The organism is Sphingomonas sp. SL1004 (assembly GCF_057815015.1).
The window spans coordinates 3,747,940-3,760,561 of record NZ_JBYMUX010000001.1; the positions used below are offsets into that span (position 1 = coordinate 3,747,940).

A 12,622-nucleotide genomic window follows, 5' to 3' on the forward strand; every position below is an offset into this window, starting at 1 on the left:
AGGCGGGGGCCCAGACTGGGCCTCCGCCTTCGCGGAGGAACAAAGGGACGTAGATGGCGAGCCTCAAGGCACTCAAGATCCGCATCGGCTCGGTGAAGTCGACGCAGAAGATCACCAAGGCGATGAAGATGGTCGCCGCCGCGAAGCTGCGCCGTGCGCAGGACGCGGCGGTCGCCGGGCGTCCGTATGCCGAGCGTCTCGAAGCGGTGATGGCGAGCCTTGCGGGGCGCGTCGGTATCGCACCGGGCGCGTCGCCGCTGCTCGCGGGCACCGGCAAGGACCAGGTCCACCTGATCGTCATCGCGACGTCGGAACGCGGCCTCGCGGGTGCGTTCAACACCAACATCGTTCGTGCGGCACGTCGCAAGGCCGAGGAGCTGATCGCGGCGGGCAAGACCGTGAAGTTCTACGTCGCCGGCAAGAAGGGGCGCGTGATCAAGCGCTTCTTCCCGAACGACATCCTCGCCGATCACGAGATGGGCCAGATCAAGCGACTCGCGTTCAGCGATGCGCAGGAAATCTCCGAGGACCTGATCAAGCGCTTCGGCGAAGGCCAGTTCGACGTCGCACACCTGTTCTACGCGAAGTTCGTGTCGGCGCTGGTGCAGGTCCCGACTGGTATCCAGATCATCCCGATCCCGCTGTCGGCGATCCCCGGTGCCGAGGCCAAGCCCGGTGCGCCTGCCGAAGCCGTGGTCGAGTACGAGCCCGACGAGGAAGCGATCCTCGCCGATCTCCTGCCGCGCAACGTCGCGATCCAGATTTTCCGTGCGCTGCTCGAAAACGCAGCGTCGGAGCAGGGCTCGCGCATGAACGCGATGGACAACGCCACGCGCAACGCCGGCGACATGATCACGCGCCTCTCGATCCAGTATAACCGTACGCGTCAGGCTGCGATCACGACCGAGCTGGTCGAGATCATCTCGGGTGCCGAAGCGCTGAAATGAGGCTTGCGGTCGCCCTGACCCTTACGATGATGCTGGCTGGCTGTGGCAAGCCGGCACCATCGGTGCGTGAGCAGGAAGCGGCGCAGACCGCTTCCGTCGCGACGCTGTCGGGCTGGGATCGGCTGTTCGCCGCCCCGCAGGAGACGGTCGGCGCGATCAATCAGGCGGGCTTCGCGCTCGGCGAGTATGCGGCGAAGAACGATGGCTTCATCGCGACTGGCCAGCCGCGGATGTTCTCCAATTCCAATGCGGCCAAGCCCAACACGACCTCGGTCGCGGTTACGGGCAAGACCGCCGCGGCGATCGATACCGTGGCCTATACGCTGACGCTGACCGACCCGGTCGACGTGACCACTGCACGGATGCGGCTCGCGCAGACCATCGGCGAGTTTCTCGGCCGCTTCAAGATCAAGGCGTCGCCCGACCTCTTGCGCGCGATCCGCCTCGGCCAGCCACTCGATGCGGCGCCCGCCAAGGTCGCGATCGTACCTGCTACCAACACCACGCCAGCACGCGTGGACGTGACTTTTACCCGTTCTCCGGCTACCAGCCCGGCCAACAACAAGACCCAAGGATAGTGTGATGGCAACCGCCGCTGAAGACATCCGCCCGACCGAGGGCAGCTCGAAGGCCACGAACAACACCGGCCGCATCTCGCAGGTGATCGGTGCCGTCGTCGACGTGCATTTCCCCGATAACCTGCCCGCCATTCTGTCGGCGCTCGAAACCGACAATAACGGCAACCGGCTCGTGCTCGAAGTCGCGCAGCATCTCGGCGAGAACACCGTTCGCACGATCGCGATGGACGCTACCGAGGGTCTGACCCGCGGCCAGACCGTCACCGACACCGGCTCGCAGATCCGCGTGCCGGTCGGTCCGAAGACGCTCGGTCGCATCCTCAACGTCATCGGCGAGCCGATCGACGAGCGTGGTCCCGTCGGCGCAGAGACGACCGCCCCGATCCATGCCTCGGCGCCGCTGTTCGTCGACCAGTCGACCGAGAGCGCGATCCTGGTAACCGGCATCAAGGTCATCGACCTGCTCGCACCCTATGCGAAGGGCGGCAAGATCGGCCTGTTCGGCGGCGCCGGCGTCGGCAAGACCGTGCTGATCCAGGAACTGATCAACAACATCGCCAAGGGGCACGGCGGCACCTCGGTGTTCGCGGGCGTCGGCGAGCGCACCCGCGAGGGTAACGATCTGTACCACGAGTTCCTCGATGCGGGCGTCATCGCCAAGGATGCCGACGGCAATCCGCAGTCGGAGGGTTCGAAGGTCGCGCTCGTGTTCGGCCAGATGAACGAGCCGCCAGGCGCACGCGCTCGCGTCGCGCTGTCGGGCCTGACGATCGCCGAGTATTTCCGCGACGTCGAAGGCCAGGACGTGTTGTTCTTCGTCGACAACATCTTCCGCTTCACGCAGGCGGGTGCCGAGGTTTCGGCACTGCTGGGCCGTATTCCTTCGGCAGTGGGCTATCAGCCGACGCTGTCGACCGACATGGGTGCGCTGCAGGAGCGCATCACGTCGACCAACAAGGGCTCGATCACTTCGGTGCAGGCCGTGTACGTTCCGGCCGACGATCTCACCGATCCGGCACCGGCGACGTCGTTCGCGCATCTCGATGCCACGACCAACCTCAACCGCGCGATCTCGGAGCTGGGCATCTACCCGGCGGTTGATCCGCTCGACTCGACCTCGCGTCTGCTCGAGCCACGTGTCGTCGGCCAGGAGCATTACGACACTGCGCGCGCCGTTCAGTCGACGCTGCAGAAGTACAAGTCGCTGCAGGACATCATCGCGATTCTCGGCATGGACGAGCTGTCCGAGGAGGATAAGCTCACCGTCCAGCGGGCTCGGAAGATCCAGAAGTTCCTGAGCCAGCCGTTCCACGTCGCCGAGGTCTTCACCGGCATCAGCGGCAAGTTCGTCCAGCTCGAGGATACGGTCCGGTCGTTCAAGGCGGTGGTCGAAGGCGAGTATGATCACCTCCCCGAGGCGGCGTTCTACATGGTCGGCGGCATCGACGAAGCCGTCGCCAAGGCCGAGAAGATGGCTTCCGAGGCGTAACTTCTAACTGCTCCCCCTCCCGCAAGCGGGAGGGGGCTGGGGGGTGGGCACCCGCTCTCCACGTCGCGCGACGCCGATGGCGCGAGCCCACCCCCGGCCCCTCCCGCATGCGGGAGGGGAGTGAGACCCAGACATGCTGCATTTCGAACTCGTCACGCCAGAAAAGCTCGTCCGCTCGGAGGAGGTCTACATGGTCGTCGTCCCCGGCACCGAAGGCGATTTCGGCGTCCTCGAAGGCCACGCGCCCTTCATGTCGACGGTCCGCGACGGCGGCGTGCAGGTTTACCGCACGCAGAACGGCACCCCCGAGATCATCGCCATCAAGGGCGGTTTCGCCGAGGTCAACGCCAAGGGCCTGACAGTGCTTGCCGAGCACGCGGGCGAGTAAGCTTCCCTAACAAGATTGTTTCCCCGCGAAGGCGGGGACCCAGACTGGGCACCCGCCTTCGCGGGTGAACACGCTATTTGGATTTGAGCCGGCGAGCGCCTCCCTCAAACCGTCATCCCAGCGAAAGCTGGGATCTCCCCGTTCCGGGTCGCAGCACCCGCCCCGATGATATCCCAGCTTCCGCTGGGATGACGGGTGGGGTGAGGGGATGTAGGGGGGCGGGGCGAGGCGCGCGGCTCCCAGCTCACAGCTCACAGCTCCCAGCTCCCAGCGCCTAGCACTACAAGAAATTATACGGGTCGACGTCGACCGTCACGCGCACTTTCAACGGCCAGTCCAGCTTCCCCAGCCACTCCCGAATCACATCCTGCACATCCAGCGCCCGCCGCGCATGAACCAGCAGCCGATACCGGTGCCGCCCCCGCAACATCGCCAACGGCGCCGGCGCAGGGCCATAGACGTGCATGCCCTCGACCTCGGGCGCACTTCGCCCTACCAGCTTGGCGGTATCATGCGCGCAAGACTGGTCCTCCGACGACACGACGATCGCCGCATAGCGCCCGAACGGCGGCGCCCCCGCGTCCTTCCGCGCATCCGTTTCGGCCGCGTAGAACGCATCCGCATCGCCGGTGATCAGCGCCTGCATCACCTGGGCTCCCGGACTATGCGTCTGGATGAACACGTGCCCCGGCTTCTCGCCGCGCCCAGCACGTCCCGACACCTGCCGGATCTGCTGGAACGTGCGTTCCGCCGCACGCAGGTCGCCGCCATCGAGCCCGAGGTCCGCATCGACCACGCCGACCAGTGTCAGGTTCGGAAAATGATACCCCTTCGTCACCAGCTGCGTGCCGACGACGATGTCGATATCGCCGGCCTCCATCCGCCCGACGAACTCCGCCGCCTTGGCGGGCGACCAGATCGTGTCCGACGTCACCACCGCCGTCTTTGCCTCGGGGAACAGCGCCGTCACCTCGTCGGCGATCCGCTCCACGCCGGGCCCGCAGGCGACCAGCGTATCCTCGCCCTTGCACTCGGGGCAGACGCGCGGCGTCGGCTCGGCGTGGCCGCAATGATGGCAGGCGAGCCGCCGCGTCAGCCGATGCTCGACCATCCACGCGGTGCAGTTCGGACACTGGAACCGGTGCCCGCACGTCCGGCACAAGGTCAACGGCGCATAGCCTCGCCGGTTGAGGAAGAGTAGCGACTGCTCCCGCCGCTCCAGCGTCGCCTGCATCGCCTTGACCAGACGTGGGGCCAGCCAGCGACCACGTTCGGGCGGCTCCTTGATCAGGTCGATCGGCTCGATCGTCGGCATCTCCGCCGCGCCGAACCGCCCCGGCAGCTTGAGTTCCGCATACCGCCCGGTCACGACCTGTTGCCGCGTCTCGATCGCCGGCGTCGCGGAGGCGAGGATCACCGGGCACCCCTCGAACTTGCCGCGCATCACGGCGACGTCGCGCGCGTGATAATGCACACCCTCTTCCTGCTTGAAGCTGGTCTCGTGAGCCTCGTCGACGACGATCAGCCCGAGATCGCGGTACGGCAGGAACAGCGCCGAGCGCGCCCCCACCGTCACCAACGCCTCGCCACTCGCAATCGCCCGCCACGCGCGCCGCCGCTGGGTCGAGCGCAATCCCGAATGCCATGCGATCGGCTCGCACCCGAACCGGTCGTGGAAGCGCTTCAGGAACGGCTCGGTCAGCGCGATCTCGGGGAGCAGGACCAACGTCTGGCGCCCATCGCGAATCGCCTGCGCCACCGCCTCGAAATACACCTCGGTCTTGCCCGACCCGGTGACCCCGTCGAGCAGGGTCGGGTGGAACGCGTGCTCCGCAACGCCCGCGACGAGAGCATCGGCCGCGGCGCGCTGATCTTCCGACAGGACCGGTTCGTGATGCGCGGGATCGGGGACAGGGTAGGGGACGTCGATACTCACCTCGACCGCCTCGATCGCACCGACCTTCACCAGCCCGCGAATCACCGCATCGCTGACCTCTGCCAGCGTGGCGAGCTCCCGGATCAGCCCCTGGCGATCGCCGATCCGCTCCAGCGCCTGCTCGCGCTGCGGGGTAAGGCGAGGTGGCACGACTCCAGTAGACCGATACTCGATCGCCGTCCGCGCGCCTTCCAGCGCCGAGGTCGACGCCAGCGTCATCCGCAACACCGACGCGGCCGGCGCGAGGTAATAATCCGCGGTCCACTCGACCAGTCGCCGCAGCGGTGCTCCCAGGGGCGGCACGTCGGCGACCGCGAGCAGGTTGCGCAACCGGTTGTCGCCAACCTCCGCATCCGACGGCATCCGCTCCGCCTCCCACACCACGCCGAGCAACTGGCGGGGGCCAAGGGGGGCGACCACGATCGAGCCCGGCTCCACGCTCATGCCGGCAGGCACGCGGTAGTCGAGCGGCCCAAGAGCGGCGTTGAGGATCAGGACACGGGCGCGAGACGACATCGTGTGCGTATATGGGGGCGGATCGACTCGACGGAAACCGCTTTGCGTACCAGTCGGTCGAGATCCGACTTAAGCGGCGGAGCGCCGATCGCTGCGCCGGCGCTCACCCACGCGCGCGCGCTTCGCCCGGTAGAGGATCGTATCGGCGCGGTGCACGAAATCGCGAATGGTGTGACAGTCGGGGTCGAGCGCGGCGATCCCGACGGTGCCGGCGCTGACCATCGCCAGGCCGTTCATCGCAATCGGGAAGCGCAGCGCCTCCTCAAGCCGCGCGCAGATAAGATCCGACGTGGCGGCAAGCCGCGAATCGTCGATTATCAGCGCGAATTCGTCGCCACCGAGACGTGCCGCGAAACTACCCTTGAGCCACGGCGCTTGCAGCACCCGGCCGACGCCGCGGAGCACGTCGTCACCCGCGGTATGGCCGAGCGTGTCGTTGATCGCCTTGAACCCGTCGAGATCGACGAGCGCCAGCAAGAGCGGCGTGTCCTGCGCATGCGCCCGCGTGATCGCGGCGTCGAGCGCGCGATCGAACGCAGCACGGTTGGCGATGCCCGTCAGCGAATCGGTATCTGCCGACCGCCGCAGCGTCACTTCGAGTGCATGGCGTTCGGTGACGTCCTGGAACACGCCGACGACCGCAACGGCAGTGCTTTCGCTGCCCTCGCGTTCGCCCATCACGCGGACGCGGCGTGGTTCGCCTTGTGCCGTGATAAAATCGACTTCGAGATCAAGCGGGGCGCCCGTCTCTACCGTTCGCGCAAGCCCTGCCGTCACCTCGCCGCGGGCATGCGGCGGATAGAAGCCCATCGCGATCGGCATCGGCGGCAGCTCGCCGACCGGAAGGCCGTGGATCCGGTAGACGCCGTCCGACCATTCGAGCCGTTCGTCGGCCAGCGTCACGCGCCACGATCCGAATGCCGCCATCCGCTCCGCCTGGCGAAAGATGCGATCCTGGCGGGTAAGCGCGGCGGCCTGGCGATCGGCAACCGTAGCGATGGAGATCGCCTGATGTGCCGCCGAGCGCGCCGCGATCGTCGTTTCGGCCAGCGTGGCGAGATGCATCAGCGCGCGGCGACCCGCGGCGTTCAGGCTGCGCGGTGCGGTATCGACCACGCAGATCGCCCCGATCGCGCGTCGTTCGCCCATGCCGTCGATCGCGTGGATCGGTGCCCCGGCATAAAAGCGTGCACCCTGAGTGGCCATGACCAGCGGATTACAATCGAACCGCCGATCATCGGCCAGATCGTCGATCACCAGTGGCTCCTGGCCCCGGATCGTATAGTTGCACATCCCGATTTCGCGCTGGATTTCGCCGCGATCTCCGCCACTTGCCGCCTTGATCCAGAGCCGGTCACTGTCGACGAGCGTCAGTAACGCGGTCGGACAGCCCAACATTTCCGCCGCCAGCGCCACGAGCGCATCGAATTCGCGCTCGGGCTCGCTGTCGAGCAGCTCAAGGGCATGTAATGCTGCCACGCGCCGTGTTTCGTCCGCGAACATGTCTGTGGTGAGGTCTATCGGGGACATGGCGATTCAATAATGCGAGGACGTTAATTTTCTTTGCCGGTTGAACGCGATACTGTCCACCTGTGGTAATTAACAATGACTTCGCGACGTCGCACGACGTACTCCCGCCCTCGATGGTCTGGGCCGAGCATCTCGCGCGCGATCGGCGCCGGTCGGTCCACACGGTCCGGGCGTACCGCGCATCGGCCGAGCGGCTGACGGCGTTCCTGACAGGCCATTGGGGCGAACGAATCGACCGGAATGCGCTGGCGCGGGTGACGGCGATCGACCTACGCGCGTATCTTGCGCAGCGTCGCGAATCGGGGCTCGGCAATGCTTCGGCAGCGCGGGAATTGTCGGCCTTGCGCGGCTTCCTCGCGTGGGCGAACGACGAGGCCGAGCAACCCCGCCTGCGCGGGCCGCGTGTTAAGAAAGGTGTGCCGCGGCCAATCTCTCCCGCCGAGGCGGTCGCGCTGGCCGAGGAGGTGGCGGACGATGCGGCCGAGCCGTGGATCGGCGCGCGCGACTGGGCGGTGCTGCTGCTGCTGTACGGCGCGGGGCTGCGGATCGGCGAGGCGCTGACGCTGACGGGAGCCGTGCTCCCGTTGGGCGAGACGATCCGGGTAACGGGCAAGCGCGCCAAGACGCGCGTCGTGCCGCTGTTGCCGCAGGTACGCGCGGCGATCGAGGCCTATGTCGCGCAGACTCCGTGGCCGATCGCGCGCGATGCGCCGATATTTCGCGGCGCAAAGGGCGGCGTGCTGTCGCCCGTGGTGGTTCGGCGCTCGGTGCGCGGTGCGCGGGCGCGATTGGGCCTTGGCGACCGGACGACCCCACATGCGCTCCGCCACAGCTTTGCGACGCACCTGCTGGGGCGGGGAGCGGACCTGCGGGCGCTGCAGGAGCTGCTCGGGCATGCGAGCCTGAGCTCGACGCAAATCTATACGCAGGTCGACGCTGCGCACCTGATGGACGTGTACCGCAACGCCCATCCTCATGGCGGCGCCTAGCTGTTTAGTCCCGGCATCTGGTGGATCGGATTGACGATGAACCGCTCAGGCTCTGAAGTCCAGATTTTGGCGATGTATTCGTAAGGCGTGAGGCCGCTGAGCGTTTTGAGCCGACGGGCGAAGTTGTAGGCAGCCATAAAGTCAGCGAGGTGCGTCCGTAGCTGTTCGTGGTTTTCGTAGTGGAAGCGTTTGACGGTCGCCTCCTTGATGGTGCGGTTCATCCGTTCGACCTGTCCGTTGGTCCACGGATGGTTCGGCTTCGTGAGGCGGTGCTCAATGTCGTTTGCCTCGCAGATCATGTCGAAGCGCATCTGACGCGACCAGGCGGTGTTACGGTTGCGCGGCTGGTCGGCGAACTGGATGCCATTGTCGGTCAGGATCGTGTGGATCCGGTACGGCACCGCTTTCAGCAGGTGCTCAAGGAACTCCCACGCCGTTCGCCTGTCAGCCTTGTCGACGAGCTGGGTGACCGCGAATTTACTCGTGCGGTCGATGCCGACGAACAGGTAGAGTTTGCCTTCGGCTGTCTGAACCTCGGCGATATCCATGTGGAAGAAGCCGATCGGGTAGCGCTTGAAGCGCTGTCGCTTCGGCTTGTCGCCCTCAATGTCCGGCAGACGGGATATACCGTGCCGCTGCAGGCATCGATGCAGCGCCGATCGGGTCAGATGAGGGATCGACGGCTGCAATGCGTAGAGGCAGTCGTCCAGCGGCAGCAACGTGTGACGCCGGAATGCGACGACCGCTGCCTCCTCGGCTTCGGTTAGGGTCGTGGAGTGAGGGGCCTTCGGCCCGGTCTTCAGATCCTCGACCGTCGCCCGCTTACGCCACTTCGCGACCGTCTTGGGGTTGATCCCCAGTTCCTGGCTCAACGTCGCGAGCGAAGCTTGCGATCGCTGTATTGCTGCTCTGACGGCGTGCGTGGTCGTGGCGCTCCCGTGACGTACCTGTCCCATATGGCTTCCTTCCATTCCAACGAAAGGATCGCACCATCAAACCGTGGGATCAAACACCTAGCCCTTGGGCTTCCAGGTCAGCACGCGCCACCCATAGCCGATGATGATGACCACGAACGTCGCCACCGCGACCGGCCCGACATAGCGGTCGAGTTCCTCGAAATGCGAGCCGAGCAGGATGCCGGCATAGGCGAGCACGGTGTTCCAGATCGCACTGCCCGCCGCGGTCCATATCACGAACTGCCAGATCGGCATGCGGGTCATCCCCGCGGGCAGCGAAATGACGGTGCGGAAGGTCGGCATGAAGCGGAACACGAAGATCACCCAGCCACCGCGCTTCATGAAGAAGCGGTGGATCTTTTCGACGTCCGACCATTCCATCGTCAGCCAGCGGCCGTTGCGTTCGATGAACGGGCGGAAGCGTTCGTAACCGATGTTGCGGCCGATATAATACCAGAAATAGTTGCCGACTACCGACCCCGCGGTGCCCCAGGCGATCAGCGGAACGACGGTCATGTCGCCGCGCGCGACGGCCATGCCGCCGAGTCCCATGATGACTTCGGACGGCACCGGGGGCACGATATTCTCGAGCGCCATCAACAGGAAGATACCGAAATATCCGCCCCAGGCGATGAGATCGAGGATGAAAGCGGTCATGGGTATCAGATACTGCCGGGGCGGCGGATGGGTTCCGCGCGGCGTTCCACCACTGCACCACCCCGGCGAAGGCCGGGGCCCAATTGGGGGACGGTCATGACGGAGGACGGCGCTTCGTTGCCACGACCATTCCAATTGGGCCCCGGCCTCCGCCGGGGTGGTGTTCGGTGCCTACCGCGCCGCCACCTTCGCTTCGATCGCATCCCAGATCATGCCGGCGACATCGGTCCCGTCGAACTTCTCGATCGCGACGATCCCCGTGGGCGACGTCACGTTGATCTCGGTCAGCCACGTGCCGCCGATCACGTCGATGCCGACGAACAGCAGCCCGCGCTTCTTGAGTTCCGGTCCCAGCACCGCGCAGATCTCGCGCTCCTTGTCGGTCAGTTCCGACTTCTCCGCAGATCCTCCGACCGCCAGGTTCGAGCGGATCTCGCCTTCGCCCGGCAGCCGGTTGATCGCGCCCGCGACTTCGCCGTCGATCAGGACGATGCGCTTGTCGCCCTTCGCCACGTCGGGGAGGAAAGCCTGGACCATGTGCGGCTCGCGCCACGTCATGTTGAAGACCTCCATCAGCGCCGACAGATTGGCGCCATCCGACTCGACCTTGAAGATCGCCTTGCCGCCATTGCCGTGCAGCGGCTTGATGACGATCGCGCCGTGCTCGGCAAGAAACTTCCGCGCCTCGTCGAGTGAGCGCGTCACCAGCGTCGGCGGCATGAACTGCGGATAGTCGAGCACGAACACCTTCTCGGGCGCGTTCCGGACCTGCGCAGGATCGTTCACGACCAGCGTCTTGTCGGCAATCCGCTCGAGCAGGTGCGTCGCGGTGATATAGCCGAGATCGAACGGGGGATCCTGTCGCATCAGCACGACGTCGGCCTCGTCGCCGAGGTCGAGGTTCACGGGCTCGCCAACCGAGAAGTGATCGCCGACGACGCGCTGCACGGTGACCGGATGCGCCTTCGCCCAGACCCGGCCGTCGCGGTAGTTCAGGTCCTCGGCGGAGTAATGGAAGAGCTTATGGCCACGATTCTGCGCCGAGAGCATCAGCGCGAAGGTCGAATCGCCGGCGATGTTGATGCTGTCGAGCGGGTCCATCTGGACGGCGACGGTGAGGCTCATTCTCGCATTCCTTCCATGCACCCCGCTTTGGCCGTCACCCCAGCGGAAGCTAGGGTCTCCCGGTTACGGAGAGACCCAGCTTCCGCAGCGGTGACGGGTCGGGATGGTTCGGATCGGGACTTAGGAAGGCGGGCGGGATTTGTCACCCACGCTTGCCTGATCGCTACCCGATCCCGTCACCCGATCCACGCATTCTCGATATGCCGCGGTCGCGTACCCGGCGCGAGCAGGATCACGTCGACACGGATATCGTCGCCCGGTCCGGCATAGCGCGGCATCAGATACTCCGCCGCCGCTGCCACCCGCGCAAGCCGGCGTTCGTCGATCGCGAAGTCGAGTTCGGCGGCGGTCGCGCGGGTTTTTACCTCGACGAATGCGATCAGGTTGCCCTTCCGCGCGACGAGGTCGACCTCGCCGGCGGGCGTACGAACGCGGCGATCGAGGATGCTCCAGCCCTTCAGCCGCAACCACCACCCCGCCAGCCGCTCGCCGCGTCGGCCGGTGGCCTCCGCGACTTGTCGGTCAGCGGTGTTCCCCTTCCGCCTGCGGGAGGGGTTAGGGGAGGGCGGGGGAGGCACGTCCGTGGCATGCCCTCCCCCGACCCCTCCCGCAAGCTGGAGGGAAGAATGGCGCGCTTCCGCAAGCGGGAGGGGAGATCAGGGTTTAGGCTTCAACTCCAGTGCCCGCGCATACAGCGCCTTGCGATCGAGCCCCAGTTTCTTCGCTACCTCGCTCGCAGCCTGACCGGTGGACAGGCGGGTGAGTGCTTCGGTCAGCGCCGCGTCACCGTCCTCGGCACTCGCCGGCGGCGCCTCGCCCGGCGGAGCGACGACGATCACGATTTCGCCGCGCGGCGGCGCATCCGCATAGCGTGCGGCGAGCGTCGACAGCGTCCCCGTCACTGCCTCCTCGAACTTCTTGCTGATCTCGCGCGTCACCGCCGCCTCGCGGTCGCCGAGCCCTTCGAGCAGCGCCGCCAGACACGCGCCGAGCCGCGGCCCCGACTCGTACATCACCAGCGTCGCGCGGATCGTCGCGACTTCGGCGATCGCCTCCGCCCGCGCGTGCAGCTTCGACGGCAGGAAGCCGACGAACAGGAACCGGTCGGTCGGCAACCCCGCCAGCGTCAGCGCAGCGACGGCGGCACACGGGCCGGGGATCGTGACCACCAGATGCCCCGCGGCCCGCGCGTCACGCACCAGCTTGAAGCCGGGATCGGAGATCAGCGGCGTCCCGGCGTCCGACACCAAAGCCACCGCCTGCGTCGCCATGCGTGCGATCAGCGCTGGCCTTACCCCTTCCGCGCTGTGGTCATGATACGGCACCATCGGCGTCTTGGTGCCGACATGGCGTAGCAGCCCGGCCGTCACGCGGCTGTCCTCGACCGCGATCACATCGGCCCTGCGGAGGATGTCGGCAGCGCGCGGCGACAGATCGCCAAGATTGCCGATCGGGGTCGCGACGATGTAGAGGCCGGGATCGAGAAGAGTTTCAGGGTTCATGGGGAGTGT

Annotated in this window: 12 protein-coding genes; 5 read left to right on the forward strand and 7 right to left on the reverse strand. The window is 66.4% G+C overall.

Features of this window, described 5'->3' with window-relative positions; translation table 11 throughout:
* Window positions 1-53: 53 nt before the first annotated feature.
* The 4 genes from AC3D24_RS17140 to AC3D24_RS17155 all read left to right on the forward strand — a co-directional run bounded on the left by AC3D24_RS17140 (window position 54) and on the right by AC3D24_RS17155 (window position 3,402).
* A complete protein-coding gene (locus AC3D24_RS17140; RefSeq protein ID WP_056065178.1) occupies window positions 54-947 on the forward strand; it encodes a F0F1 ATP synthase subunit gamma in 894 nt (297 codons plus the stop codon).
* Window positions 944-1,525 (forward strand): hypothetical protein, encoded by a 582-nt coding sequence (locus AC3D24_RS17145; protein ID WP_489032335.1) that lies wholly within the window; start codon window positions 944-946, stop codon window positions 1,523-1,525. The genes AC3D24_RS17140 and AC3D24_RS17145 overlap by 4 nt, the downstream gene beginning before the upstream one ends.
* A 4-nt stretch (window positions 1,526-1,529) precedes the next feature.
* The gene (gene atpD, locus AC3D24_RS17150) at window positions 1,530-3,014 is read left to right on the forward strand and encodes a F0F1 ATP synthase subunit beta (RefSeq protein WP_056055325.1); all 1,485 of its coding nucleotides are present in this window, start codon (window positions 1,530-1,532) and stop codon (window positions 3,012-3,014) included.
* Between the two features lie 133 nt (window positions 3,015-3,147).
* Window positions 3,148-3,402, forward strand: a complete 255-nt coding sequence (locus AC3D24_RS17155) for an ATP synthase F1 subunit epsilon (RefSeq protein ID WP_093399766.1) — start codon at window positions 3,148-3,150, stop codon at window positions 3,400-3,402.
* Window positions 3,403-3,682: 280 nt separating this feature from the next.
* Here the strand turns inward: AC3D24_RS17155 and AC3D24_RS17160 are convergent, their stop codons facing one another.
* Complete coding sequence (locus tag AC3D24_RS17160; protein WP_489032336.1) at window positions 3,683-5,854, reverse strand: primosomal protein N'; 2,172 nt, start codon at window positions 5,852-5,854, stop codon at window positions 3,683-3,685.
* Between the two features lie 69 nt (window positions 5,855-5,923).
* Entirely contained in the window at window positions 5,924-7,384 is a 1,461-nt protein-coding gene (locus AC3D24_RS17165) for a diguanylate cyclase domain-containing protein (protein WP_489032337.1), read from the reverse strand.
* 113 nt (window positions 7,385-7,497) lie between these two features.
* Here AC3D24_RS17165 and AC3D24_RS17170 point away from each other — a divergent pair, with 113 nt between their 5' ends.
* Complete coding sequence (locus tag AC3D24_RS17170; protein WP_489033204.1) at window positions 7,498-8,373, forward strand: tyrosine recombinase XerC; 876 nt, start codon at window positions 7,498-7,500, stop codon at window positions 8,371-8,373.
* Here AC3D24_RS17170 and AC3D24_RS17175 read toward each other — a convergent pair.
* The 5 genes from AC3D24_RS17175 to rsmI form a co-directional block, all read right to left on the reverse strand.
* Complete coding sequence (locus tag AC3D24_RS17175) at window positions 8,370-9,329, reverse strand: IS481 family transposase (RefSeq protein ID WP_489032338.1); 960 nt, start codon at window positions 9,327-9,329, stop codon at window positions 8,370-8,372. The genes AC3D24_RS17170 and AC3D24_RS17175 overlap by 4 nt on opposite strands.
* 57 nt (window positions 9,330-9,386) lie before the next feature.
* A complete protein-coding gene (locus AC3D24_RS17180; protein WP_489032339.1) occupies window positions 9,387-9,986 on the reverse strand; it encodes a DedA family protein in 600 nt (199 codons plus the stop codon).
* Window positions 9,987-10,157: 171 nt separating this feature from the next.
* Window positions 10,158-11,111, reverse strand: a complete 954-nt coding sequence (gene gshB / locus AC3D24_RS17185; protein ID WP_489032340.1) for a glutathione synthase — start codon at window positions 11,109-11,111, stop codon at window positions 10,158-10,160.
* Window positions 11,112-11,287: 176 nt separating this feature from the next.
* A complete protein-coding gene (locus tag AC3D24_RS17190) occupies window positions 11,288-11,689 on the reverse strand; it encodes a YraN family protein (RefSeq protein WP_489032341.1) in 402 nt (133 codons plus the stop codon).
* A gap of 78 nt (window positions 11,690-11,767) precedes the next feature.
* Window positions 11,768-12,613: a 16S rRNA (cytidine(1402)-2'-O)-methyltransferase gene (rsmI, locus tag AC3D24_RS17195; protein ID WP_423326940.1), complete on the reverse strand. Its 846-nt coding sequence runs from the start codon at window positions 12,611-12,613 to the stop codon at window positions 11,768-11,770.
* Window positions 12,614-12,622: the final 9 nt, after the last annotated feature.

Excerpts from the sequence above, each read along its gene's own strand:
- AC3D24_RS17140 (WP_056065178.1), top strand. The coding sequence starts at position 54 with ATGGCGAGCCTCAAGGCACTCAAGATCCGCATCGGCTCGGTGAAGTCG.
- AC3D24_RS17145 (WP_489032335.1), top strand. The coding sequence starts at position 944 with ATGAGGCTTGCGGTCGCCCTGACCCTTACGATGATGCTGGCTGGCTGT.
- atpD (WP_056055325.1), top strand. The coding sequence starts at position 1,530 with ATGGCAACCGCCGCTGAAGACATCCGCCCGACCGAGGGCAGCTCGAAG.
- AC3D24_RS17155 (WP_093399766.1), top strand. The coding sequence starts at position 3,148 with ATGCTGCATTTCGAACTCGTCACGCCAGAAAAGCTCGTCCGCTCGGAG.
- AC3D24_RS17160 (WP_489032336.1), bottom strand. The coding sequence starts at position 5,854 with ATGTCGTCTCGCGCCCGTGTCCTGATCCTCAACGCCGCTCTTGGGCCG.
- AC3D24_RS17165 (WP_489032337.1), bottom strand. The coding sequence starts at position 7,384 with ATGTCCCCGATAGACCTCACCACAGACATGTTCGCGGACGAAACACGG.
- AC3D24_RS17170 (WP_489033204.1), top strand. The coding sequence starts at position 7,498 with ATGGTCTGGGCCGAGCATCTCGCGCGCGATCGGCGCCGGTCGGTCCAC.
- AC3D24_RS17175 (WP_489032338.1), bottom strand. The coding sequence starts at position 9,329 with ATGGGACAGGTACGTCACGGGAGCGCCACGACCACGCACGCCGTCAGA.
- AC3D24_RS17180 (WP_489032339.1), bottom strand. The coding sequence starts at position 9,986 with ATGACCGCTTTCATCCTCGATCTCATCGCCTGGGGCGGATATTTCGGT.
- gshB (WP_489032340.1), bottom strand. The coding sequence starts at position 11,111 with ATGAGCCTCACCGTCGCCGTCCAGATGGACCCGCTCGACAGCATCAAC.
- rsmI (WP_423326940.1), bottom strand. The coding sequence starts at position 12,613 with ATGAACCCTGAAACTCTTCTCGATCCCGGCCTCTACATCGTCGCGACC.